Source organism: Paenibacillus turicensis, from assembly GCF_017873435.1.
Taxonomy (GTDB): domain Bacteria; phylum Bacillota; class Bacilli; order Paenibacillales; family Paenibacillaceae; genus Fontibacillus; species Fontibacillus turicensis.
On sequence record NZ_JAGGKG010000003.1, the window covers coordinates 55,898 to 80,526 of the forward strand.

At 39.0% G+C, this 24,629-nt stretch carries 18 protein-coding genes; 12 read left to right on the top strand and 6 right to left on the bottom strand.

Annotation, left to right across the window (positions count from 1 at the left end; all coding sequences use genetic code 11):
• Positions 1–35: 35 nt before the first annotated feature.
• From J2Z32_RS04325 to holA, 4 genes are all read left to right on the top strand, one after another.
• A complete protein-coding gene (locus J2Z32_RS04325; protein ID WP_342453913.1) occupies positions 36–2,594 on the top strand; it encodes a DNA internalization-related competence protein ComEC/Rec2 in 2,559 nt (852 codons plus the stop codon).
• Positions 2,595–2,800: 206 nt separating this feature from the next.
• Positions 2,801–3,346 carry an RNA polymerase sigma factor gene (locus J2Z32_RS04330; RefSeq protein WP_210087951.1) on the top strand — a complete coding sequence of 182 codons (546 nt, stop codon included), beginning with the start codon at positions 2,801–2,803 and terminating at the stop codon, positions 3,344–3,346.
• The gene (locus tag J2Z32_RS04335) at positions 3,347–4,480 is read left to right on the top strand and encodes an anti-sigma factor (protein ID WP_210087952.1); all 1,134 of its coding nucleotides are present in this window, start codon (positions 3,347–3,349) and stop codon (positions 4,478–4,480) included.
• 283 nt (positions 4,481–4,763) lie between these two features.
• On the top strand, positions 4,764–5,783 hold the full coding sequence (gene holA, locus J2Z32_RS04340) for a DNA polymerase III subunit delta (protein ID WP_210087953.1): 1,020 nt from the start codon (positions 4,764–4,766) through the stop codon (positions 5,781–5,783).
• 292 nt (positions 5,784–6,075) lie between these two features.
• On the opposite strand, the gene rpsT is transcribed toward holA, so the two are convergent.
• A complete protein-coding gene (gene rpsT / locus J2Z32_RS04345; protein WP_210087954.1) occupies positions 6,076–6,348 on the bottom strand; it encodes a 30S ribosomal protein S20 in 273 nt (90 codons plus the stop codon).
• Between the two features lie 187 nt (positions 6,349–6,535).
• Here rpsT and gpr point away from each other — a divergent pair, with 187 nt between their 5' ends.
• The 4 genes from gpr to J2Z32_RS04365 all read left to right on the top strand — a co-directional run bounded on the left by gpr (position 6,536) and on the right by J2Z32_RS04365 (position 10,834).
• Positions 6,536–7,549, top strand: coding sequence for a GPR endopeptidase (gene gpr / locus J2Z32_RS04350; protein ID WP_210087955.1), 1,014 nt, complete (start codon positions 6,536–6,538; stop codon positions 7,547–7,549).
• Between the two features lie 347 nt (positions 7,550–7,896).
• Entirely contained in the window at positions 7,897–9,183 is a 1,287-nt protein-coding gene (locus J2Z32_RS04355) for a stage II sporulation protein P (RefSeq protein WP_210087956.1), read from the top strand.
• Between the two features lie 65 nt (positions 9,184–9,248).
• The gene (locus J2Z32_RS04360; protein WP_210087957.1) at positions 9,249–9,668 is read left to right on the top strand and encodes a DUF3679 domain-containing protein; all 420 of its coding nucleotides are present in this window, start codon (positions 9,249–9,251) and stop codon (positions 9,666–9,668) included.
• An 89-nt stretch (positions 9,669–9,757) separates the two neighbouring features.
• A complete protein-coding gene (locus J2Z32_RS04365) occupies positions 9,758–10,834 on the top strand; it encodes a LacI family DNA-binding transcriptional regulator (RefSeq protein WP_342453914.1) in 1,077 nt (358 codons plus the stop codon).
• 47 nt (positions 10,835–10,881) lie between these two features.
• Here J2Z32_RS04365 and J2Z32_RS04370 read toward each other — a convergent pair whose 3' ends face one another.
• Together J2Z32_RS04370 and J2Z32_RS04375 are read right to left on the bottom strand one after the other, a co-directional pair.
• Positions 10,882–12,069 (bottom strand): glycoside hydrolase family 130 protein, encoded by a 1,188-nt coding sequence (locus tag J2Z32_RS04370; protein ID WP_210087958.1) that lies wholly within the window; start codon positions 12,067–12,069, stop codon positions 10,882–10,884.
• Positions 12,070–12,116: 47 nt separating this feature from the next.
• Entirely contained in the window at positions 12,117–13,334 is a 1,218-nt protein-coding gene (locus J2Z32_RS04375; protein WP_210087959.1) for an AGE family epimerase/isomerase, read from the bottom strand.
• A gap of 275 nt (positions 13,335–13,609) precedes the next feature.
• On the opposite strand from J2Z32_RS04375, the gene J2Z32_RS04380 reads away from it, so the two are divergent.
• Positions 13,610–13,960 (top strand): immunity protein Imm33 domain-containing protein, encoded by a 351-nt coding sequence (locus J2Z32_RS04380; RefSeq protein ID WP_210087960.1) that lies wholly within the window; start codon positions 13,610–13,612, stop codon positions 13,958–13,960.
• 140 nt (positions 13,961–14,100) lie between these two features.
• On the opposite strand, the gene J2Z32_RS04385 is transcribed toward J2Z32_RS04380, so the two are convergent.
• The 3 genes from J2Z32_RS04385 to J2Z32_RS04395 all read right to left on the bottom strand — a co-directional run bounded on the left by J2Z32_RS04385 (position 14,101) and on the right by J2Z32_RS04395 (position 19,267).
• Positions 14,101–14,967 (bottom strand): amidohydrolase family protein, encoded by an 867-nt coding sequence (locus J2Z32_RS04385; RefSeq protein WP_210087961.1) that lies wholly within the window; start codon positions 14,965–14,967, stop codon positions 14,101–14,103.
• Between the two features lie 22 nt (positions 14,968–14,989).
• Complete coding sequence (locus tag J2Z32_RS04390; protein WP_210087962.1) at positions 14,990–18,130, bottom strand: GNAT family N-acetyltransferase; 3,141 nt, start codon at positions 18,128–18,130, stop codon at positions 14,990–14,992.
• Positions 18,131–18,235: 105 nt separating this feature from the next.
• Positions 18,236–19,267, bottom strand: a complete 1,032-nt coding sequence (locus J2Z32_RS04395) for a substrate-binding domain-containing protein (protein ID WP_210087963.1) — start codon at positions 19,265–19,267, stop codon at positions 18,236–18,238.
• A gap of 813 nt (positions 19,268–20,080) precedes the next feature.
• Between J2Z32_RS04395 and J2Z32_RS04400 the strand changes: the two genes are divergently transcribed.
• From J2Z32_RS04400 to lepA, 3 genes are all read left to right on the top strand, one after another.
• The gene (locus J2Z32_RS04400) at positions 20,081–21,103 is read left to right on the top strand and encodes a glycoside hydrolase family 130 protein (protein ID WP_210087964.1); all 1,023 of its coding nucleotides are present in this window, start codon (positions 20,081–20,083) and stop codon (positions 21,101–21,103) included.
• A 21-nt stretch (positions 21,104–21,124) separates the two neighbouring features.
• Positions 21,125–22,120 carry an acetylxylan esterase gene (locus tag J2Z32_RS04405; protein ID WP_210087965.1) on the top strand — a complete coding sequence of 332 codons (996 nt, stop codon included), beginning with the start codon at positions 21,125–21,127 and terminating at the stop codon, positions 22,118–22,120.
• Between the two features lie 616 nt (positions 22,121–22,736).
• Positions 22,737–24,551, top strand: coding sequence for a translation elongation factor 4 (gene lepA / locus J2Z32_RS04410; RefSeq protein WP_210087966.1), 1,815 nt, complete (start codon positions 22,737–22,739; stop codon positions 24,549–24,551).
• The last annotated feature ends 78 nt before the right edge of the window (positions 24,552–24,629 follow it).

Genomic DNA, 24,629 nt, shown 5'->3' on the forward strand with positions numbered 1-24,629 from the left:
TGGTTGGTCCCCATGGAAAATGAAAGGAGAAGACAGTGCAGTTTATTTCTTCAAAACCATTTGTGCTTGTAGCATGTCTATGGATTATAGGCTACACTACAGCCTACACCCAAAAGGGAGCTTCTTGCTGGTTAATGTGGATGGGGATAAGCCTCATGCTACCGCTTTTAGGATATGTGGTAAAAAACAACTGGAAACAGCATATTCTATATTGGATTATTTTCACGAGTGCTATTTTATATTGGAACTATTATGAACAAAATAATGTAAGTCTGATTGAAGAAAGCAACAAACATATTCAAGCAGGTACAAAGCTAAATCTGCAAGGTGTTATACTGGAACCACCTGAAATAGATGGGGATAGAGTAAGATTTACTTTAGCTGCTCATGAAATTGAGTTTATGCCCAAGATTTCCTCTATAAATAAAGAAAAATTAGCTGTACAGCTTACCTTGGCTACAAAAGATGAAATCAACATTGCAAAGTCATGGAAACGTGGGGATATTATATCCTTCTCAGGTACATTAGAGCAACCAAATACGGCTACAAATTTTGAAGGCTTTAATTATCGGCTTTATTTACAAAAGCAAGGCATTCATTGGATTGTTAAGGTTGAAGGAGCCTCGGTGGTTACTTTACTTGAAAAGGAAAGCTTTAGTCCACTTGCATTTTTAGCTCACGTAGACCTTTTTCGCCAACATATTGGATCAATTATTGATGAGCTATTTCCCGATTGGCAGGGAGGATATATGAAAGGCTTACTGATTGGGATAACCGATGATTTATCTGATGATAAATACAAACAATTTACGAACCTTGGCATGACACATATATTAGCAATATCAGGTACGCATGTCGCCATTAATATTGGTTTAGTGTTTGGATTATTAAGATTATTAAAGGTGACAAGAGAAAGAGCTTATTCTACAGTGTTTTGGTTGCTTCCAATCTATGTATTTATGACAGGGTTTTCTCCTTCTGTGCTAAGAGCAGGCTTAATGACTATGTTAGGTATTTTTTTGTTAAAAAGAGGGTTATTTAAGGATGGTTTAAACACACTTAGCGTTGTTGCCTTTGTTATGTTGATATGGCAACCTTATTATTTATTTAACATTAGTTTTCAGCTTTCGTTTGCTGTCACTGCTGGAATTATCGTATTTACACCATTCATAAAGCCTTATTTATTATGGCTACCGGCTAAAATTAGAGATGGCATTGCCATTACGATTGCTGCTGAATTGATTTCCTTCCCACTTACCTTATATTATTTTAATCAATATTCGTTGCTGTCTATGCTGGCGAACTTAGCTTTGGTTCCTATTATTAGTGCTATAACGTTACCAGTAGGGACAATTTCCTTGCTGCTAGGCTCGATATGGTTACCTCTCGGTAAATCGCTTGCTTTTATTGTGCAATGGTTAAACCTAGCTACATTCAGTATAACGAAATGGCTAAATGAAATGTCAGGATTTATGACGTACTGGAAATCCCCTTCCATGCTATGGATATTAATTTATTATGTGATGTTATACTTGATGTTTTATTTGCAGCACAGACCTAAGCTAGAATTAAGTACAAATACACATTCACTACATGATACTGTACCATTAGAAAACGCTAATATTAATAGAGGAAGAGACTCACTTCAATATGTATTTAAAGCTGGGTACTATATCTTTTTTATAGCTTGGTTTATGATCATGTTAGTTATTGCCTATCAGCCCCTTAATGAAAAGGGAATTGGATATGTGCAATTTATTGATGTTGGACAAGGTGATTGTATTTTAATTACAACCCCTAGCGGAATCAATATATTGGTTGATGGTGGGGGCACCGTTTCCTTTCGTAAGCCAAAGGATGCATGGAGGTCAAGAAAGGTTCCTTATGAGGTGGGTGAAAAAACCGTCGTTCCTTTGCTTAAGAAGCGAGGGATACATAAATTAGACATTGTGATTATGACCCATGCGGATCAAGACCATATTGGAGGTCTGCAAGCTGTGTTAACCCACTTTCCTGTACGAGCCCTAGTCAAGAATGGGAGTATAGCTCAGTCTAAAACGTTAACGAAGCTATTAGAAACAGCATTAGCTAAAGATATTCCTATTTATTCAGCATACCGAGGTATGGGTTTGGCTCTTGATCCTTTAACATCTATTGATTTTGTTTATCCTGAAGCTAAGCCCGATGGGAGTATACCTATCATTAAGGATCAAAATCATGAATCTATCGTTTTTTATTTAACGATGGATGGAGTGCGTTTCTTGTTTACTGGTGATATGGATATCGCTGCAGAGGATGCAATTATGAATTTAGAGAAATCTCCTAAGCGATTACAAGCTGAAGTCCTTAAAATAGCTCATCATGGTAGCAAAACTTCAACGTCCTTAGACTGGCTTAAGGCGATAAAACCGAAGCTTACGGTTATTCCTGTAGGTAGCCGTAACAGCTATGGTCATCCCCACCCAAATGTCTTACAGCACATTGATGAGCAAGGGATTCCAATCTATAGAACTGATCAAAATGGAGAAGTACAAATGAAGGTTGATGGTGGTCAATTGAGTTTTCGTACCTATTCCCATAAATATGATAAATAGAACATTTTTTATTGTTATGAGGAATGATGACGTTAGATGTTTTTTTTGGTATTCTTAATAGGGATTGAAGCAGTTTTATTACTATAAATATGAGATAAAACTAACAGATTTCATAAGTAAATAAAAGATTAAATAATTGTAACTCATATTGCAACATATTTCAGATTAACTACGTCTGTAAGGTTGCAAGGGAGGGGGAGCCTTTTGTGGTAGAGCAGGGACTCATCAGAGCCGCTCAAATGGGCGATCGCGACGCTCTAATCACCCTATTGCGGGATATTCAGGATCATGTATATCGCACGGCATATTATATTCTTAACAATGAACAGGATGCACATGATGCTGCTCAAGAAGCACTCATTCGGATTTATACTAAAATTGACTCTTATCAGGAAAAGGCTCAATTTAAGACATGGGTGCAGCGAATTGTTACGAACATCTGTATTGACAAGTTTAGAAAAGTAAAACCTGTCGTATCCATTGAAGAGCATGATTTAGTTTTTCAAGCGGGTGAAAATGTGGAGCGTGAAGTTATGTCAGGCTATATTGCAGAGGATATTAAAAATGCGATTGAACAGCTTCCTGAGCATCATCGTACGGTCATTACCTTAAGATATCTGCAAGGCTTTTCATACAATGAAATTTCTGATTGTTTGGAATTGCCTTTAAATACGGTAAAGTCCTATCTGTTTAGAGCGAGGCAACAGCTTCAACTTCTTCTACAAGATTATCAGAAAGGTGGTGTAACGTAGATGGGATGCCCAGAAGTGATAGAAGAGTGGATGAATCTGTATGTAGATCATGCATTGGAAGATGAAGAAGAGAAGCTTTTGCTACAGCATGTTCAGTCTTGTCCAGATTGTGCTGAGAAGTTCACATTACTCAAGGAATTGTCCGCTAGGCTGGAGCAGTTGCCTATGGCTACACCAAGCTATGATCTTGTAGATGCTATTTTGCCACAGCTTCAAGCGATAGATCAGAGACGTAATGAAGAAGCCAGTACAGTGATTCCTATGGTAAGAGATAAAGTAAAGCCTGCTTCAAAAAGAAATCGCATTTTTAGAAATGGAGTATTAGGAACCGCAGTAGCCGCAGTTATTTTTGGATTGTTTGTTTACAATCATGAAAATAAAAATATGCAGGATGCAGATGGTCAAATCGAGCAGCAAGTAGCATTTGTAGAGGAAAAGAGTAGTACCAATTCCAATTCTCAAGATCCTCAAAATCAACAACTAGGTGAAGGTGAGCAGAGTGATGCTAAGGTTTATTCTAATGAAGATAAACCTGCTGATACTAAGCAGTTAGAGGATCAATCAAAAGCTAATGATAAAGCAGTAACTAAAACCAATCCTGATCAACCTCAAAAGGATCAGGCTAAGAAGTCTACTAATTCAAATGTAGATAAGAACGATAAATCAGTTAATACAGATAAAAATTCTACTGAAAAAGCTGAAAAACAAAATAAGGATGTACAGTCTTCACCTAAAAATCAAGCTCCTTCTCGCGGAGCAGGAACTGGGGAAGCAGAGTCTAACAATCAAGATGAAGGTATAGTGACGCATGAAAATAATGACATGCCAGAAAAGCTGGATATTTTTAATGGTGATACATCCATAGGTATGGGAATTACTAGTAATATTACTCAGTGGATTTCTCCTGATGGCATGTATTCTGTAGAGCTAATTGATGCTCACGTTTATCTTTATAAGATTTCCAGTGAATCTAAGACGTTACTGATGGATCAAGCGTTAGAAGGTGCTTGGGTAGATGGAGCTTGGTCACAGGACTCTGAGAACAAGCTAACCTTCACGTATCGGACTGATATGGATGGTACAATAAAATCATCCCTCATTGACCCAAAGATGATTTCAGAAAAAAATAAATAAAATGATGCACCATTTTATGAGATATAGAATAGGTTAATATATAAACAGAATAAAGAGAAGGTAAAGCGTCGTGTATGACCGAGATAGAGATAGTTTCTAGAGCTATTTTCTATCTCGTTTATATAGATGTGACCAAGACAAAGGAATTTGGAGGCGAAATTAGTCCCTTCAGGTTCCTTTGTTGCGTAAATGAGCTTATACCAAGTATCATAGAGAAAGCGAACAATGGAACTATAAATAATTATTTTATTTTAAAAAGGTCGATGAAGAGGATGACTTTAATATGGATGTAAAAACAGCACTAAAGCAAGTACAGTCTGGAAAGGTTTTGCCAATCTATGTATGCTTTGGGACAGAAAAATATCAATTAAATCAATTTATTAAAAGGTTGCAGGATACGGTTGTTGATCAGGATGGACGTGACTTTGGTCTAGCTAATTATGATTTAGCTGAAACGCCAGTGGAGATGGTTATCGAGGAAGCGGAGATGCTGCCTTTTTTAGTGCCGCAGAAATTAATTGTAGTTAGGGATAGCAGTGTTTTTACGGCAGGAAAAGACAATCAAAAAATTGCGCATAATATAGATGCTTTAATTGCTTATATGAATAATCCTGCGCCACATAGTGTGATTGTGTTTGTGGTTAATGCTGAAAAACTGGATGAACGCAAAAAAATAGTAAAGCTTATGAAGGGGAATGACGCGGTTATTTCATTTATGCCACTTAGTGCTAATGATCTCATTACGTGGGTCGTAGCAGAGGCAAAGGCAAGAGGTTGTGTTATACGCCAAGAGGCGGCACAAGCCTTAATCCAGGCCAGTGGCGTGCACATGGGGGGACTTGCGTCTGAGCTGGACAAGCTGTGCTTATTTGTGGGACAAGGACAAGAGATTGAGGTGCAAGCGATTAATCAGCTCGTAGAGCGTAATACAGAGCAAAATGTTTTTGTAATGGTGGAGCATATTGCGAATCTCAAGTTGGATCAAGCATTGAACATATTTTATGAATTGTTAAAGCAACGTGAAGAACCAATAAAAATTGTTGCTCTAATTGCAAGGCAGTTTAGAATTATGCTACAGGTAAAAGAGCTTAGTGCTCAGAACTACTCTCAGCAGCAAATTGCCTCCCAGCTAAGTCTTCATCCCTATGGTGTAAAGGTAGCTGGAGAACAAGCACGACGGTTTGAAGCTTCTCGATTAAAGCAATTGCTCGCTAGACTGGCACAATTAGACTTTGAAATGAAAAGTGGGAAAATGGATAAGGTGCTCGGGCTAGAGTTGTTTTTATTGCACTTGGCGGCTTAGTTTGGAAGTTAACAATAATGAAGATGGCTGCTACAAAACAGAGGGTTCTTTCGATCGTTGTTAAAACCAGATTTCTATTATTAATGAGTAATTTATTGTAGCAATCTGGTTTTAAATACGAACGTTTCACTTCTCCAGAATCCCTCTGTTCCTTCGCTAGTTTAAGTGGGTTGTCAACCTCCAAAATGTAGCCTAAAGTGCATATTAAAATTAGGGACATAGGAAATTTTAAGTCCAAAAAGACCTGAACGAATTCGTTCAGGTCTTTGGGCTTAATTTATAAAAGCGACGCTTACGCTTGTGCAGTAAGGGCGTTCAATTTTTTAGTCAAGCGAGATTTTTTACGAGCAGCTGCATTTTTATGGATTAATCCTTTAGTTACAGCCTTGTCCAACTTCTTAGTAGCAACGATAAGAGCTTCTTTAGCAGCTTCTACTTCATTGCTCGCTAGAGCAGTATCAACAGTTTTAACAGCAGTACGCAAAGCAGACTTCTGAGAAGCGTTAAGCGCACGACGTTTGTCATTTGTTTTTACGCGTTTGATAGCGGATTTAATGTTAGGCATTGCATTCACCTCCTGTAAAGCATATAGTAACCCAGATGATTCACAACTTAAAATAGTTTATCATGTGGTGGCATAAAAAGCAATAAATTGATGTTAATCTTTTCAAACCTATCGTTTTTTGTATAAATGGCAGACATTTCTTGCACACTATAACCTAAGTAACTCAAATAAGGAGGTTATGGTCTGTATGACTCTTGATTTAAGCAAATATTCGGTACGCACAGATTTAGCGATAGAATCGAAAGCCTTTGCGGAAGAAACGTTAGGTGCACCCATCTCTGGATTAATGGAGGATATTGAGGAGCATGATGGAATTAAGGTAACACGCTTAGATATTCAAAATGAAGAAGCCTCCCAGAAAATTGGTAAAATAAAAGGGCATTATGTTACTTTTGAGGTTCCTGGTCTAAGAACTCAAGACACTGAACTACAGGACAAGGTTACACAATCATTTGCAAAGGAGTTCGCTCAATTTTTAAAAACAATTGGGATAAAATCTGAAGCTAAAGTATTAATTGTTGGTTTAGGCAATTGGAATGTGACTCCAGATGCATTAGGACCGTTAGTAGTTGAGAATATAATGGTGACAAGACATTTCTTTGAGTTAGTTCCCGATCAAGTTAATGAAGGATATCGTGAAGTGAGTGCCGTTGCCCCTGGTGTTTTAGGAATTACAGGCATTGAATCCAGTGAAATTGTCCAAGGCATCGTTGAGCGGACGAAACCCGATCTTATAATTGCGATCGATGCACTTGCGTCACGTTCCTTAGAGCGTGTCAATACAACGATACAGGTTGCTGATATTGGGATACATCCTGGTTCAGGGATTGGCAATAAACGTCGTGGGTTAACCTATGAGGTGCTAGGTGTGCCTTGTATTGCGATTGGTGTGCCTACCGTCTGCTATGCTTCAACGATTGTGAACAATGTATTTGATTTAATGAATCATCATTTTAGTGCTGAGACGGGTGGAAATCAGGCGCAAAGCAAACAAATTATGGGCCTTCTTACTGAACTATCTGAAAATGAGCGGTTAGGTTTAGTAAAGGAAGTGCTGGAACCGTTAGGGCATGATCTCATTGTTACGCCAAAGGAAATTGACAACTTCATTGAAGACATTGCCAATATTATCGCAAGTGGCCTAAATCAAGCATTACATCAAGCGATTAACGACGAAAATGTAGGAGCATATACACATTAAGAATACTCGACTATATGCCTAAATGTGTCAGTATCAACCAATTTAAAAAATTAAATATCATTAAAAAGAGTCGTTATTAAAAAAATAACGGCTTTTTGTTGTTGAGTCACTAAAATTTATTTCAACAGCGAGTGAAGCAACCCTCTTGAAGTAGCCACTCTCTGCACCGTAGCCTCCTACTCTATACTTTGTCAAGCACTGATTATTGTATTGAGCCTCTCTCTAATTCTCTATTTTCAGTTCTATATTTTGTGCTAGGTTCATAGATTTGAAATACAAAGACTTTAAAAGACTCACAAGTTTGATAAAGAACTAGTATTTGCACCATACCAAGGAGGCACAAATCTATGAAATTCCGCGCACTAAACATCGCCAAATTTAAAAGAAATGTTATGCATATATTAGCTATGGGACAAACCTTACTAGTATTATCGTTACTCTCTATTGTGTTTTTTGTATTGCTTGGAATAAGTGGTATTGCTGAAAAGCATTTGAATACATCTCCCGTTAGCTCTATGAAAGGACTAGCTAGCTCTCTATCAAGTCACTTTTTTATTAATATGATCGGGATGGAATTGCCTCATAGTACAACAAGTGAGGATGGCTCCGTTTTTGATGGCAAAAAAATTGCGAATGTCGTTTTTCAAATGTTAACGGATGTTAACCCCTCAGATCCTAAAAGCTTGCTAGCAAGAGAAATACCGGCGCTTGGTGCGGATAGTCCCATTTTATTACGTGCAGGCTCAGGTAATGATGGAACTTCAGCTCCAGAGGATTATCGTACAGATGAGACAGCACCACATGACATTGGACAGCAGTCAGAGGTAGACCCCTCAGATCCTACAAGTCCGACAGAACCAAAGGACCCACAGGGGAATTCGCAGCCCAACAAAGAGCCCAACACGTCCCCCCCTGGAAAAACCGACCCTACTTCACCAGAAAAAGATCCAAACCAACAAGAAGTTAAGCTTACAGGCAAAAATATAGTGATGATTTATCATTCTCACCCACAAGAATCATATAATCCATTAATAGGGAAGGAAAGTAAAAACCCTGGCTCCTCTGATCCTAAAAAAAATATCGCGGTGGTAGGAGACATGTTGAAAACAGAATTAGAGCGTAATGGTATCGACACGTTGCATAAAGTTCAAGATTACGCCTCAACGGTTAGTAATTATAACTATAACTATTCCTACAAATATTCACGAGAAACGGTCAAAAAAGCGATGGCTGAAAATGGACAGCTGGAGTATTTTATCGATATTCATCGGGATTCACAACGTCATGGTAAAACAACAACAACGATTAATGGTGAAAGCTATGCACAGGTTTATTTTATAATCGGGCATGGTAACAAAAATTGGCAGAAAAATGAACAGTTTGCTAGTTCTATTCACGAACGAATGGAAAAGGATTACCCTGGACTTTCGCGTGGAATTTGGGGTAAAACATCTAGCCAAGGTAACGGCGAATACAATCAATCCTTATCTGAAAATAGCATTTTAATTGAAATCGGTGGCATCGACAATAGCAAGGAGGAATTAGCGAGAACAACGAAAGTACTTGCAGATATTTTATCAAATATTTTTTGGGAAGCTCAAGATGCTAAGAAGGTTGATGGCAAAGGGAAATAACATTTTGAACCTGTTGAGGTTGGATGCTTAAATTTTAGACTTATAACTTTTTGGGGGTGGAAGGGATGTCAAACGACATAAAAAAATTGTTTTTGTATGGTGTGTTGCTGGTTGCAGGGGTTACCTTTGGCATGCAGCTAGCAGAGTCGGGAAATAAAGATACGTATGGTGCACCACAATATTACGTTCAGCAGGGTCAAGTTCAAACCCAGCAAAACCAGCAATCCGAGCAAACGGCTCAAAGTGGGCAACTAGGGCAAGTACAACAGGGTCAACAAGTACAGCAAGGACAACAAGGACAGCAACTGCAGGCTCAGTCACCACCTTCTACAGCACCAACAATAACAGCACCTGCAGATATTTTGCTACCACCAGCTACTAAGCCTTCAGTAGATAAGTTTGCCGATAAAACAGCTAATTTACTTCAAAAGTTGTCTAAGCAAGGTATACATTGGGTTGCTTCATTATTTGGGACTGCTGAATAATTAGCATGTTACATTGTCCCCGTTCGGTTTGATATAATAAGTGTTAGATTGTTTTAGATGAGATTGAGCCGAGCCGGAGGGAATATGAAGTGAAGAAGATTACAATGCAACAGATTGCGGATTATTTAGGCGTATCAAAATTTGTGGTGTCTAAGGCGTTATCTGGCAAGGAAGGTGTACATGAAGCTACACGTGCAAGAGTAATTGAAGCGGCAAGTCAATTAGGTTATTTTGCACAAAAAAATAGATATGCATCTGCCAAGCGATTGATGGAGGCAGAGAATTTAGAAGGTAAAAAGACTGTGCTTGTATTAATGCCTAATATTCGTTTTCAAAATAAGGATTCGTTATATTGGGGCAAAGTGCTGGAGGGGATCTCTCAGGAACTCGACAACCAAGGTCTAGGGATGATTATTATGTCTGAGTCTAAAGGAGAGCACATTATAAGTGCCTTGAATCCGCAAGGCTTATTAGGGATCATTGGTGTTGGGCAAATTGAAACCTCACTTTTACTTGAGGTGCGGGCATTGGACTTACCGATGGTATTCGTAGATCATGAAGATCAATTAATTCCATGTGACACGATATTCGCTAACAATATGGATGGAATGGCAATGCTAGTGAATCACCTTATCGGTTTAGGTCATCGCCAGTTGCACTTTTTAGGTAATTCATCCTTTTCAAGTAGCTTTCGCGATCGTTGGATCGGTTATCGACAGGTGCTAGAGGATCACGACCTTATTCCGCAGGATCGTCATGACCCCATGTTAAAGCTACGTGATATTGATAGTCGTGGATATGAAGAAGAGGTGACACTTTGGATTAAAAGACAAAAAGCCGCAGGAAAGCTTCCTACAGCCTTAATCTGTGCAAACGATCATATTGCGCTCACAGTGATACAGCTTTTAACTCAATTAGGTGTACAGGTTCCAGCGAAAATGACCGTCACTGGCTTTGATAATATTGCTGATGCTGCACTGTCTAAGCCAACCTTAACTACTGTAGATGTACCTAAAGAGCAGCTTGGTAAAGTCGCTGTCATCAAGCTGTTAAATCGTGTTGCAAATTCCTCGACAATCTTTGAAAAAACATTGTTATCCGTTGAGCTTGTCCCACGTGAATCAAGTCATGCCTTAGAGCAGATCACACAGGAGACATTATTTTAAACAAGACAAGGATATATTATTCTAAATGGCATTAGCACCTTCGAGTCTTATTGATTGTTGTGCAAGTAAGATAAATTTCTTTGAATAAAAGAGTTACGTTGCTCTACACAAGCAAAAGAGCGTAAGGCGTCTTGGGGTGTATTTTTTACGTAATCTAGCAGCTTTTTAATAGAGGTTGTCGCCACATGAATTTTTGTATCTGACGAAGCATAATAAATGTAGACCTCACCATTGTCCCTAGCGATAACTCCATTACAAAATACAACATTGGAAACGTCACCCACACGTTCCTCGTCTTCAGGTGCAAGGAGATACCCACCTGGAGCGTAAATGATACGCCACGGCTCATGCAAGTCCGTTAAAAACGAATATAACACATAACGCAAGCCAGCCGCGGTATTTCGTACCCCATGCGCAATATGAAGCCATCCCTCTGGTGTGCGGATTGGGGCAGGCCCTTGCCCATTTTTTACTTCCTTGATGGTATGATACTGACGTTCATCTATAATAATTTCTTTTTCAATAACTGCATGCTCAATGTTTTTTGCAAGTCCCCAGCCGATGCCCCCGCCTGATCCAGTACTAATAAAACCATCCTGTGGTCGTGTATAAAAAGCATATTGTCCATTTATAAATTCGGGGTGTAACACAACATTGCGCTGTTGTGGGGAAGGGGTGATCAAATCATCTAGCCGCTCCCATTCCTTTAAATCGGTTGTTCTTGCAATCCCACAAGCCGCAACCGCACTTGAAAGGTCACCACTAGGCGCATTTGGGTCTTTACGTTCTGTGCAAAACAGTCCATAAATATAGCCATCCTCATGTTTACATAAACGCATGTCATAAATGTTAATGTCAGGCTGATCGCACTCAGGCATTACAATAGGATAGTCCCAAAACCTAAAGCCCTCTGTAGGGGAACTGCTTTCAGCAATAGCAAAAAATGATTTGCGATCCACCCCTTCGACACGTACAGCTAATAAATAACGTCCGTCAATCTCAATTGCGCCAGGATTAAAAACAGCGTTAATGCCCATACGCTCCATAAAATAAGGGTTAGTGTCAGGATTAAAATCATATCTCCAAAATAAAGGGGTGTGGGCTGCAGTTAATATGGGATGCTCGTAACGTTGAAATACTCCGTTGCTAAGTGTCAGTGGGAGATTGGGACGTGATATAAGCTGTTCATAATGATTACTGAGTACATATTTACGTTGTTCAAATACAGTTGCCATCGAAGAACCTCCATTTTAAGAGTTTACTTTTTCTAAAATATAGAAAACTAGTTACTTACATCATCACATGAGATGGATAAGCGGCGCAACATCTCTATACACGCTCTACTGTTGTGATAGGGACATTTCCATGCGCTTAGTTTAGGTTCATTTGGCAACGGCTTGCCGCTTGGGTCAACACCCCATACCCATTCTCCATGTACAGGATCAACGATGTAATTTTGAATAAAATGCCATGAGTTTAGGGCAGCATCATAAAACCGTGGATCATCTGTAAGCTGAAAGGCATTATAGAATCCAACCATCGCTTCGGCTTGGGGCCACCAATCCTTGTTAGCATTTGTTATGCCGTGCTCGTTACCTTCATTCCAAATGCCACCGTCTTGGTCAACTCCTTCATGAAGTGTTGCATTCGCCATTGAAATGACAATACCTCTCACTTTGGCCAACAATTTTTCATTCCCAAGCACTTGAGCAGCTTCATATAATAGCCAGCTGCCCTCAATGTCATGGCCATATGAGATCGCATTGCTTTTGCTATTCCATTGCTCATCAAAAAATAGTAAAAAGTGATGATGATTTTGATTAATAATATGATGAAGCGTAATTTCTATTAATTCAGTTAACTTTTGCCCTAAAAGTGGAGATTTCCACACCCGATAAAGATGAGTGTAGGCTTCTAAAACATGCAGATGGGTGTTCATCGATTTTTTCTCATTCAGGTCCTTATCACTTAATGAAAAATGGTCCGTTACACTCCATTCCCTTGAGAATGCTTCAAAGTAACCTCTGTGCTCTGCATCATAGCTATGTTGTTCTAGCAAATGGAATAAAGCAATTCCGTTAACTAATGCAACCTCGCAACCCGTAGCTAAAAAATACTCTGTCAAAGCATAAATAACAAAGGCTTGCCCGTACACCTGTTTTTTGGCTTCTATTGGATTTCCTTTATAGTCGATTAGCCAATAAAAACCTCTATATTGTTCATCTGCAAATAACTCAAATAAGGAGGTATAGGCGTAGTGCGCCATGTTTAAATAGTCCTGTTTATCGGTAAAGCGATAGGCAGCGGAAAAGGTCCATAATATACGAGCAGCAAGGACGAGGCTTTTATTTGCGTCGTGAACAACGGTCATATCCTGATTGATTTGCCCAATAAAGCCGCCATGTTTAACATCTTTGGCGTGTGTTAACCAAAACGGTAAAATGTTAGCTTCAAGCTCCTTCTGTAAGGCTTGCTTCCAATTTTCAATATCGACATGCATAACAAGCTCACTCCTTTTATTGCTTGTTTGTTATTTTATTTTATTGTTGTTATATAACAATATAATTGAATTCACATTTCTTTATGACATAAAACTAATTTTTGTTAAAGGCTCAATATAGTGATCAGTGCTTGACAGTGTGATGCGAGAAGAAGATACGATGCAGAGAGTGGCTCCCCTCCGCTATGTTTGCTTATTGTCAAGTACTGATTTTAAGGCTTTTTATAAACTGATTAAAGAATTAATAATAATCTGAAATGGAGACGTTTAGCTAGATGAGAGAGCATACTTTAAATCAACAAAAACAAATGTGCACCAAATATAATGCTACCTTTTGTGAAGCTCCTAGTCATTTAAAAGTAGGAATATCTTTAAATGTAAAGGAGGGGATAATACCGATTCATGGCTTGCGTATTCAGCCTGAAAATAGTACAACGGGCTGGTATATATGGGCAGGAGAAGAGATGTCACAAGCTGATGATTTTTTTGTTCCTTTACATGTTGAACATGTTGAAGAGTGGGTGCCTGGTATTGAGAAGTATTTAGGTCTTAGTCCTGGCTGGCGATTTATAATTGCAGATGACTATGAAGATGTATGGTTTGACGAAGCGATTTTAAAATCTTAAAAAAGCATCCAACTAATTGTGATGTAAGCGATGCTTTTCCCCAGCTAGTTGGATGCTTATTCTTTTATTTATTGTAGCTATTATTGCTATTATGGCTAATGTTGCTTTCGTATTGGCTGTCGTTAGCGTATATGCTAAACCTATAAATTAGCTAACCTTGATTTTAACTTCGGAAACACGTTTAGTGCATTGGAGTAAAAAACTTCTTCCCAATGAGGTTCCGGAATTAAATTTTTAACAAATTCAATATAAGCTCCAACTGGAATCAATGGCCAATCTGTGCCAAACAATACTTTGTCATATCGCTCAGCAAAGACGAGCGCACGACGGAAATGATCGGTATATGTCTGCTCCTTCATCAGTCGCTGCACCTTAGCCGCATCGCCAACGATCCAGCCTGATAAATCTGCATATAGGTTTTCATTTTTTTCAAGCATTGCCGCTGTATCCATCACCCAAGGATCACCTAGATGACAAATCATAAACGTAATATCCCGATGCTTCATGATGGCTTCCTCCATCGCTAGTGGATGTGAGTATTTGAGTAAACCTTGATCAGAATAGGTCAATCCACCATGAATGACGATGGGAACATCATATTTTGCTGCTAGCTTATACACAGGATCATAGATGGGATCATGAACAGCGTAATGATAATATCCTGCGTATAGCTTAATTCCTACGACATGGCTCTGCTGTAGCGCTTGCTCTAACTGTACCAATTGGCCTTCCTCATGCAGTGTATGTGGATTAATGCCTACACAAGTAAAAACGTTAGCAGGGAGGGGGGCACTTAGATCAAGTCCCATCGGATTTTTGGCTGTTAGATCAGGGAAGCCACCTTCCTGTGTTTCTGTCACCCCCATACCAATCGCGGCGATCACCCCTGCCTGCTGGAATTCTGCCGCTAAGCCAGGGGCAGAATAATCAATGTGAGCTAACGATTTTGCAGTATCATGAAAGCTTGCTATATTTGAAAAATGAATATGAGCATCAATGATTTTCAAGTTGCCTTACCTCCAATATTGATTATGAGAGCGTAAATGTGATGTTTAATAAATCAGCGTAAGCTGCTTTTGATGCTTCTAGCTCATTTAGGACATAAAATTGTGGGTTGGTTAAAAAATGAGCGCCATGCTTGGCTTGATGCTCATGACCCGTAATTGAAGAAATCACTTGATTATCAATATAGCTATAGCAGTTTCCTTTATTAGGCTTGCTAACTAAAGTTAGCTTTTGCCCTCTTTCAGTGGAATAATAGTGGATCACATCATCAAAGGTAAACTCCATATCCGCTGTACCCACTTTATATTGGATATTGTCACCTTGGTCATTTTGATATAAAACTCGGCTATGACCTAGTTCCTCTGCTGTCTTAAAATAGCTCCATGTTAGCATACACAAAGGATGATAAGAAGTATTAGTCTGCTGCTCCACTTCAATGACGGTAGCCAAAACAGGAACACCTGGCAGCAATAAGAAATATTGATGATAAATAAGACCCTTATAAATCTCATTTTTTTCAATCGAAATCGTCATTTTAATGCCTGTCCACACATTCCCTTTGTTGTCATGAAGCTTAGCAAATTCAGCCCACCGTTTTTCTTCCATTAGTGAGAGGAGAGAAATATTGTTAGGTTGCGTGGAAATTCCACCAAGCCAAGGGTTCCACCACGCTTTTGGTTGTACTTTTGGAAAAGAAGCATCTAGCCATTCTTGCTCTTTATAGCGTAATGAGAACAAAGAAGGGGCATAATCGGAACTTGCTGAAATTGTAATGCTCCCATTACTTACAGTCAAAACTGGTTTTTCTTGCTCTATAATTTCTTGTTGTACAATCTCTTCCGTACCTATAGGGAAAATAACGGATTGCTTTTGTAATAGAAAGGTTTCAAAGTCCAAAGTGCTTTCTACGATATCCATTGTCATTCCCGTATCCCCATCAGAAGTTGAAGCACAAGCAATGTTCTGACGATTAGTAGAAAATTGGATCTCACTTGGATTGTTTTCAAGCTGAACAGGGTAGGTATGAGTAGCAATACTACCAAGCTTCGAGCTTATCGTAACAGCGCCAGTTAAGCTTGTTTTTTTATGTTCGTATAACTTTATTTGTAGGGTATCGCTTATAAACGGATTCCCATCATTTAAAATATACTCCATCGGTTTACTTAATGGTGGAGAAGGAGGCACTTGGGTTTTACGAACATAATCTCTAAATTCTCCCCATTCTGAAAATGTACCTACACTAAAAATGTAAGGGGCACTATCGGCATAACTACCTGCTTGTAGCGAACCTATCTTTTGATGAGTAGCATGTTGATAACCTTCCTTTTTCAAGCTACATTGCTCTGGCCAACTCATTCCATATCTTCCTGCATCCGTATACGTGAACATCCAGTTTTCTGTAAAGCGTTCAGCTTTGTAATAGTTTCTATCTTTTGCATAAGGAGGTTGTCTAAGATCAAGAAATTGATGATTATAAGGTAAAATTGAGTTCTCTATACTAAAATAAAACTTTTCCTTTAGCTCCAGCGCTTCTGAAATGGCCTGCTGAGATAAGTTATGAATTCGATAATAGAGCGTTGCGAGTCCATTATTATAAAGGCTTACATAAGCAATAAGCTGTACATTGTCATATCCTGCTAGCGCATAATGTGCTTCCAGAACAATGCTGTCACTCATTACGTTAAAGCTGACCTCAAGTGGAGGTTTTTGATCGTATTTATTGCTAAAGGGTGGACCTAGCTTGGCAAGAGGTAAACTTGCGACAACATGATTATGACGCACATCAATGATGGAGATTTCATTTTGATAGCGATTAAGGCTTGCTATGCGATTTCCGTTACCAATGACCCATTGATGGCTATTTTCACCAGAAAATACACCACTTCGCCCATAAACAAGTGTAGTTAACTCACTTTCTACCCTTGCTTGCTCATTTTCTAACTGAACTGTGATCTGAAGAGGTTCGGTATACAACCCATATTGAGTTACTAACCCTTGTACGGGAAGGCTATAACGTCCTTTGGCAGGAATCGTTAGCGTATACACTTGATCATCAAAAGCGATCAAATCATTAGTAGGTAAAGTAAAAGTAGTGACAACCTCCTCATCATAATGATTTTCTAACGTAAGCTGGAAGGTGACTTGCTGTCCTAAGTAAAATTCGCTTTGCTCTGAGCCCATCGTGAGCTTAATCGGAAAAACAGGATAAACCCCCGTTTTAAAGCTTGCTTGTAGACCGTTAATAAGAACATTTGTCTCGACAATAGGATGCGTACGCCATTTATTAATTTCCTGCTGGATTGGCTGTACCAAGAAATGCCCTTCGATCACGGTTTTATCTTGTACTTCTATCGTTTCGTTCAAATCAAACTGAATATTTTTATTAGAAATCCCTTCAAGGGATACTTGTAATGGTTTTCCGCTTTTATTGTGAATGGTATAGATGATAGGATAGCTTGTACCATAAGGTAATTTGTGCTGAGGAATATCAGCTTTAATTAAATAATCGTTAGTTTCGATTAAACGAATGCCCCGACCTGTACGCTCAAAATCCATTTTAAGCAGCTGCCCATCATGCTCCCAATGATAAGTGAAGTAATCAAACCCATTAATATGCTCCCCATCTGGCTGAACAGTAAGGTCACGTTTCCCATCTGCATACCAATCTGCAGTATCAAAATAAGCACGAACAGCCTCTGTCTGCAAAACGGTAGGAATGAAATTCATTAAATGGGTTGTCTCATCTCTTTTTTCCCAAAAGAAGCCACATTTCTTATACGTGGGTACTGCCTTCGTATTTCCTGGCCATGTGTACAAATCTACTCTTGGCCAACCAAGCTCGATTGTAGCCTTTACTGCTCTAAGTACAAGTGCCTTCCCAACCTTACGTCCATGAAAATCAGGTCTAACATTAAGTAAAGCAATATATAACGCGCCTTCATCTTCTTGATAGTAGTTAAAGCTACAGTAGCCAACAACCTCCTCACCTGCTAGTGCTAAAAAAACATGTAAATGCTTATTTTGCGCCTCGTCACGCTGAACGTCTTGCCCTGTACGTACTACATTTCCGCCACCCCAGCTCTCATTGCTTTGATTCCACATGTCTGCAATGGAGTCAGCATACTTAGGCTCATATTCTACAATCGTAATGTTTGCAGCTGTCATTCTTTACTTCGACCTCCTGTCGGATCAATAAGCATCTTATAGATTGGATGAATTTGTAATTCATTATCATCATAAACGATTTAATAGGCTAACCACAATTAACATTTACTTAACATTTTGAACAGAATCGCGGTGGATGATGTTGCCTTGCACTAACACACGTCCCAATTTAAGACTTGGGGAAGAGATCTTATCGATGATATATTTCACAGCGATACTCGACATCTGCTCAAAGTTCACTTCCATCGTAGTAAGATGAGGTGTTGCAATTGTGGCATATATATCATTGTCAAAACCAACAACGGAGCAATCCTTTGGCACAGCATAACCTTTGCTGTTAAGCTTTTGTATTAATAAGTAAGCGATTTGATCGCAGTTACACACAAATGCGGTTGGCATATTCTGAGGCGAATTAGGAAGATCAGAATTAGGCAACTCAAGCTCGATGTATTTTCCACGCTCATCTCGATCAGATATAACTAAGTTCTCATCTAACTTAATGTTATGTTCAAGCAATGATTTGTAATAACCAAGGTAACGATCCTGTATACTGCTAGTGGAATTAATATTTCCTACATAAGCAATTTTGGTATGACCTTGTGAAATTAAATAATTCGTTAGTTCGTAAGCTCCATAAAAGTTATCTGTCACAATCGCATCAATATCTGAATGCTCATCATAAAAATCAAGAAATACTTTTGGTAAATCCATTTCTTGTACGAGTTGAATGTAGCCTTTGCTGATTTGACCTAAAATGATAAGCCCATCTACCTTTTTTTCAGCATAGATTTTGGGGATTTGCAATTGCTCCTCGTCTTGATCACTTAAAATACTCAATATGCCAAAATAACCGGCTTGCTCAAGTAACAATGAAATTTGCTTATAAACGATCAGGTAAAAAGATTGAGCTAGTCCTGTGAAGCGTTCTGGAATAATGACGCCGATATTATGGGACAATCCTTCCTTCATCGCTTTTGCTGTTGTGTTGTAGCGATAACCCATTTGCGCCGCAAGCTGCTTTATTTTTAGTTTAAGCTCGTCACTTACCCCTTCTTTATCACTTAGTGCCTTGGAAACGGTAACCGTACTAACCCCTAGTTTGTTTGCAATATCACGCATCGTAATGTTATTTTTCATCATGTATCCTCCATTTATCCTATAGGTATGTGTAGTTGAATTAAGGATCTAACTAAAATTAGTGGTTGCCAATAATGGAGATGGAAGGCTACAAGACAGAGGGTTCTTCCGATCATTGTTAAAACCAGATTCCTTAGATTTTAATGATTACTTGATGGATGAAATCTGATTTTAAGAGATGAACGTTCCACTTCTCCAGAATCCCTCTGTCTCTTCGCAAAGTTAGGATGTTGTCAACCAATAATTTAAATGATGATCCATAATTCAAGGTTGAATTTAAGTAAATCTTAATGAGATGTGAACCTATATGTAATAAGTAGTATACAACATATTGACGTGTAAACGTATTCATTATATGATTAAATTGTAAGTTAACGATAACTTAATTTTAACCTAACTAATTACTTCACTGACAAAATTAAATTAACTTAAAGTTATAATTGGAGGTGATAAGAGATTCATAAACTTATTGTGAAGCATAAATTATTAATTGTTTTAAGCTTCATATATTCACTTATTTGGGTTCCAATTGGACTAATCACTTATTTGAATTTACTTTCATATATCCCTAGCCTTGCTGCTATTTCTGGAATTGCAGGAACTAAGTATGTTCTTTACTTTCTGTGGGGAGTCCCTTTGTTAGCTACTTTATTGGTATTGCTATTTAGCAAGAAGAGTGCGGTTAAGGTTTCTCTAGTGTCGTTTTCGATTGGAACTATCTTTTTCACAATGATGATTACCTTTCGCTAAAGGTTAATAATTACTTAACAAGGCTAGCTATTGTAATTTTTTAATATGAGGGGAGTTTTTATAATGTCAGAGGTACGAATTATTGGAGAAGCTTTAAAAAATATGCCATGGCAAGAAAAGCCAGCTGGAGCACAAGGCCCTGTATGGAGACATCAGCAAAATCCAGTGATTGAACGCAACCCTGTGGAAGGGATTTCTAGAATATTTAATAGCGCTGTAAATGTGTATGGGGATCAATTTGTTGGTGTGTTTCGTGCCGAGTCTCCTAACAGTCGTCCTCAGTTACACTTGGGCTGGAGTGAAGATGCTTTGGATTGGAACATTCACAAGGAGCCCATTGAATTTGTAAATGAGCAAGGGGAGTCTTTTAACCCCCGTTCTGCTTATGATCCTAGATTAGTTAAGGTGGAAGACGAGTATTACATCATTTGGTGTACGGATTTTTATGGTGCAGCGATTGGTATGGCAAGAACAAAAGATTTTAAAACGTTTGTACGTTTAGGAAATCCATTTCTACCATTTAATCGTAATGGTGTGTTGTTCCCACGTAAAATAAACGATAACTTCATTATGTTATCCCGCCCAAGTGATAGCGGTCATACCCCGTTTGGTGACATTTTTATAAGTGAGAGTCCTGACCTTGTGTATTGGGGTAAACATAAGCATGTGATGAGCAGAGGTGGTTATGGCTGGTGGCAAAACGTTAAAATTGGTGGTGGTCCTGCTCCCATTGAGACGACCGAAGGCTGGCTAATGTTTTATCATGGGGTAACTGGAACATGTAACGGGTTTGTGTATAGTATGGGTGTTGCTATTTTAGATATAAATGAACCTTCTAAAGTGAAGTATCGCTGTCAAAATTTTGTTTTGACTCCTGAAGAATGGTACGAAGAACGTGGGTTTGTAAATAATGTCGTGTTTCCATGTGCAACACTTCATGATGCGGAAACTGGAAAAATTGCGATTTATTATGGTGCGGCAGATACTTATGTTGGTGTAGCTTATACAACAGTACAGGAAATTGTGGAGTATTGTATTGCAAACCACGAGCAAGTGGGCGAGGATGCAGAGCTTGGATTGATTTAGTTCGGGAGGTTATTTTGTGATATGAATTTAGAAATGCCTTTAGAGCAATTATACCAATACAAGGGGAGTAGCCCAAAGCCAGATGATTATGACCAATATTGGGAGCGAGCCTTAACTGAGCTAGACGAACAATCGTTGGATTATGAGCTTGTGCCTGCGGAGTTTCAAAGCCCAATTGCAGAATGCTATCATTTATATTTTACAGGTGTAGGTGGTGCAAAAGTCCATGCTAAATATGTGAAGTCTACTCCTATGACAGGCGAAGGTGCTACTGCTAGTACAGATACCTGTTCTTCTGCTGGTGCTGGTGTAGTGCAGTTTCATGGTTACTCTGTCGATAGTGGAGATTGGTCTGATAAAGTGACTCTAGCAGCACATGGAATAACGGTGTTAGCGCTAGATTGTCGGGGCCAAGGTGGGCTTTCTCAGGATACTGTTTCCGTTCAAGGGATGACTTTGCGCGGCCATGTTGTACGTGGACTTGGGGATAGCGATCCAGATCGCTTATATTATCGAAACGTATTTTTAGATACAGTGCAATGTGTGCGTATATTAATGTCAATGGCACATGTGGATGAAAACAGAATTGGTGTGCAGGGCGTATCTCAAGGTGGAGCGCTTGCGGTAGCTTGTGCTGCATTAGAGCCACGAGTGAAGCTAGCGGTGTGCGTGTATCCATTTTTAAGTGATTATAAAAAGGTGTGGCAATCTAGCCTTACAGCCTCTGCTTATGAGGAACTAGCCTATTTTTTTCGGATATATGATCCCAATCATAAGCGAGAAGATGAGATATTTAACAAATTAGGTTACATTGATATTCAAAATCTTGCAGAACGTATTCGGGGAAAGGTTTTGTGGCTAATGGGCTTATCCGATCCAATCTGTCCACCTTCAACTCAATTCGCAGCATATAACAAAATTACGGCTGAAAAAGAACTTCTGTTATACCATGAATTTGGTCATGAATATTTACCAGGTCAAGGTGATCACATGCTGCAGTTTTTGTTGAAATTATAATTAAAGTAGGCTCAACATAATAAACAGTGCTTGACAATGTGATGCGAGAAGAGGCTACGGTACAGAGAGTGGCTTCAACCGCTGTTAAAGTGGTTTATGCTCTCCTCCGCTTCGTTTGCCTATTGTCAAGCACTGATTTTGAAAAACCAACTGTTACCTTGTTGTTTTACAGGGAATTAGCTGGTTTTTTATTTTGATTTTAATCTTTGTATCATTTTATCTAGCGCAAAGCCTATCAAAAACCAAAATAAGAGGGTTATGACATAAATTAAGGAAGTGGGAAAAGGGATCTTGCGTACAGCAGGAAAGTTTATGGCTAACCACATTACAGGGCTGGTCAAGGCTAGGAGGATATTGTAATCATCATGTTGAGTAAAATTAATAATAACGACGCTGACTGCCAAAAACGTAAGCCAGAAACGAAATGAATTTAACCATTTACGCATAAATCTAATCTCCAATCGAGAAAAGTTGTAAGTTTACAATAGCATAGAAGCTATTTGCTGCCTAATGAAGTGCTAATTTGTTCAGCCCTAACGCTTGGCATTGATGTGAATGACTGCAACTGCTATAATGAATTGATTGTACTTCTTATGATTTTTGGTGGGGGTAAGGAATGACTGATATTAGAGCAAGACAAGAAAAAATTCGTAATTTTTGTATCATCGCACATATAGATCATGGTAAATCAACATTAGCAGACCGTATTTTGGAATATACCGGCGCGTTAACGTCACGTGAAATGCAGGAACAGGTCCTCGATCACATGGACTTGGAGCGTGAACGCGGAATTACGATCAAGCTACAGGCGGTTCGCTTGACTTACCGTGCAGATGATGGTGAAGAGTATTTACTTAATTTAATTGATACCCCAGGGCATGTCGATTTTACGTATGAGGTTTCAAGAAGCTTAGCTGCTTGTGAAGGTGCTTTGCTTGTTGTAGATGCGGCACAAGGGATTGAGGCGCAAACATTAGCTAACGTCTATTTGGCGCTAGATAATGATCTTGAAATTTTGCCTGTCATTAATAAAATTGACTTACCCAGTGCGGACCCTGATCGTGTAAAACAAGAAATTGAAGATGTCATTGGCCTAGATACCAGTGATGCTGTCCATGCTTCTGCAAAAGCAGGAATTGGCATTAAGGAAATTTTGGAGCAAGTGGTGAAGCAAGTCCCAGCACCTACAGGTGATCCGGACAAGCCGCTTAAAGCACTTATTTTTGACTCGCATTATGACCCGTATAAGGGGGTTATCGTGTACGTTCGTGTTATTGACGGAAAAATAAAAGCAGGCTCTAAAATCAAAATGATGGCAACAAACAAAACGTTTGAGGTCATAGAGGTAGGGGCATTTAAACCTCGGATGACAATTGTCGATGAGCTTAATATTGGTGATGTAGGCTTTATCGTTGCGGGGATTAAAACTGTCGGTGATACGCGTGTCGGGGATACAGTTACAGACGCTAAAAACCCTACACCTGAGGCATTACCGGGTTATCGTAAAATTAATCCAATGGTGTATTGTGGACTCTACCCAATTGAGTCCTCTGACTACAATGATTTACGTGAAGCGCTTGAAAAGCTTCAATTAAATGATGCCTCTCTTAGCTTCGAACCTGAAACCTCAAGTGCACTTGGTTTTGGTTTCCGTTGCGGTTTCCTTGGACTATTGCATATGGACGTTATTCAAGAGCGGATTGAGCGTGAATTTAATATTCCATTGATTACTACTGCGCCAAGCGTTATTTATCATGTTACCTTAACAAATGGGGAAATGATTGTCATCGACAACCCTTCAAACTACCCTGAGGTTGGAAAGATTGACTTTGTTGAGGAGCCATTTGTGAAGGCAGCGATTATTGTACCAAACGATTATGTAGGAACAGTGATGGAGTTGTGCCAAAATAAACGTGGTGAGTTTGTAAACATGGAATATTTAGATACAACTCGTGTTACGATTACGTATCAAATTCCATTGTCTGAAATCGTATATGATTTCTTTGATCAGCTGAAGTCCGGAACAAAGGGCTATGCTTCATTTGACTATGAGCTATCTGGCTACAGACGTTCCAACTTAGTGAAAATGGACATCTTGCTTAATAGTGAGCAGGTTGATGCGTTGTCCTTTATCGTCCATAAGGATCGTGCTTATCAACGTGGACGCGTCATTTGTGAGAAGCTACGTGAGTTGATCCCACGTCAAATGTTTGAGGTTCCAATTCAAGCCTCTGTGGGCACAAAGGTTGTTGCGCGTGAAACGGTTAAAGCGATGCGTAAAAACGTACTTGCTAAATGTTATGGCGGTGACATTTCACGTAAACGTAAGCTATTAGAGAAGCAAAAGGAAGGTAAAAAACGGATGAAGCAGGTCGGCAGTGTAGAAGTTCCTCAGGAAGCATTTATGGCTGTGCTGAAGCTGGACGAGTAGCTTTAATCCTAACTCAATTTTTTATAATTCTAGATCCCTACTTGTTATGCTCATTTTTTATGAAATGGACATAGCAGG

What these genes read in the sequence shown, in the direction of transcription:
- J2Z32_RS04395 (WP_210087963.1), bottom strand. Translation starts at nt 19,267, where the DNA reads ATGAAAAATAACATTACGATGCGTGATATTGCAAACAAACTAGGGGTT.
- J2Z32_RS04405 (WP_210087965.1), top strand. Translation starts at nt 21,125, where the DNA reads ATGAATTTAGAAATGCCTTTAGAGCAATTATACCAATACAAGGGGAGT.
- holA (WP_210087953.1), top strand. Translation starts at nt 4,764, where the DNA reads ATGGATGTAAAAACAGCACTAAAGCAAGTACAGTCTGGAAAGGTTTTG.
- J2Z32_RS04370 (WP_210087958.1), bottom strand. Translation starts at nt 12,069, where the DNA reads ATGGCAACTGTATTTGAACAACGTAAATATGTACTCAGTAATCATTAT.
- J2Z32_RS04390 (WP_210087962.1), bottom strand. Translation starts at nt 18,130, where the DNA reads ATGACAGCTGCAAACATTACGATTGTAGAATATGAGCCTAAGTATGCT.
- lepA (WP_210087966.1), top strand. Translation starts at nt 22,737, where the DNA reads ATGACTGATATTAGAGCAAGACAAGAAAAAATTCGTAATTTTTGTATC.
- J2Z32_RS04335 (WP_210087952.1), top strand. Translation starts at nt 3,347, where the DNA reads ATGGGATGCCCAGAAGTGATAGAAGAGTGGATGAATCTGTATGTAGAT.
- gpr (WP_210087955.1), top strand. Translation starts at nt 6,536, where the DNA reads ATGACTCTTGATTTAAGCAAATATTCGGTACGCACAGATTTAGCGATA.
- J2Z32_RS04375 (WP_210087959.1), bottom strand. Translation starts at nt 13,334, where the DNA reads ATGCATGTCGATATTGAAAATTGGAAGCAAGCCTTACAGAAGGAGCTT.
- J2Z32_RS04355 (WP_210087956.1), top strand. Translation starts at nt 7,897, where the DNA reads ATGAAATTCCGCGCACTAAACATCGCCAAATTTAAAAGAAATGTTATG.
- rpsT (WP_210087954.1), bottom strand. Translation starts at nt 6,348, where the DNA reads ATGCCTAACATTAAATCCGCTATCAAACGCGTAAAAACAAATGACAAA.
- J2Z32_RS04380 (WP_210087960.1), top strand. Translation starts at nt 13,610, where the DNA reads ATGAGAGAGCATACTTTAAATCAACAAAAACAAATGTGCACCAAATAT.
- J2Z32_RS04360 (WP_210087957.1), top strand. Translation starts at nt 9,249, where the DNA reads ATGTCAAACGACATAAAAAAATTGTTTTTGTATGGTGTGTTGCTGGTT.
- J2Z32_RS04400 (WP_210087964.1), top strand. Translation starts at nt 20,081, where the DNA reads ATGTCAGAGGTACGAATTATTGGAGAAGCTTTAAAAAATATGCCATGG.